Raw genomic sequence first — 652 nt, 5'->3', positions numbered from 1 at the left:
TCCATCGGCTCTTGAAATACTGAAAACACCGAAGTTTCTGAAGAACTTTCAAGTTTAAATCATTGTTGATGAATAGCTTGTAAAATATTTGACAGAAATTTTAAAAAATGCTTTGGATGGTGCTGTAAAATTACTTTAATTTGCAGCCGTTAAAAAAACCATTGTAAGCTAAGCTGTTTCAGTAATGGTTCTATGAAATAGTGGTAATTTTTGGGGAGATACTCAAGCGGCCAACGAGGGCAGACTGTAAATCTGCTGACTACGTCTTCGCAGGTTCGAATCCTGCTCTCCCCACAAAGCTTTTTATGAAGATCGCGTAGAAAATTCATTTTCTAAAGCGATTGAATAAAAAGCTTAGTAAGGGGTCACCCTTGCGGATCATCAAATTTATTTGATAATCCTTTAAATATATGTAATGCGGGAGTAGCTCAGTTGGTAGAGCGTCAGCCTTCCAAGCTGAATGTCGCCGGTTCGAACCCGGTCTCCCGCTCTAAATTTAATTGAATCAGGATTTATCCGGTCACTATAACCGACTTTTATCGGTTTGCTCTTTAAGGGTTAAAATGACTGAAGTACCTCGAGCCTGATCTTTTCCATAAGCCTGATAGGTTTATGGATATCGCTGTTTAAAACAGTCAATTGTCTGGCCGAC

Annotated in this window: 2 tRNA genes; both read left to right on the top strand. The window is 39.0% G+C overall.

Going from position 1 to position 652, the window contains the following annotated elements:
- Positions 1 to 212: 212 nt before the first annotated feature.
- Positions 213 to 294: transfer RNA gene (locus tag ACNI3T_RS03030), tRNA-Tyr, on the top strand.
- Between the two features lie 123 nt (positions 295 to 417).
- Positions 418 to 490, top strand: a tRNA-Gly gene (locus tag ACNI3T_RS03025).
- The last annotated feature ends 162 nt before the right edge of the window (positions 491 to 652 follow it).

Origin of the sequence: Christiangramia qingdaonensis, assembly GCF_048381525.1 — a bacterium.
Taxonomy (GTDB): Bacteria; Bacteroidota; Bacteroidia; order Flavobacteriales; family Flavobacteriaceae; genus Christiangramia.
This window is presented reverse-complemented; position numbering and strand designations above follow the sequence as displayed.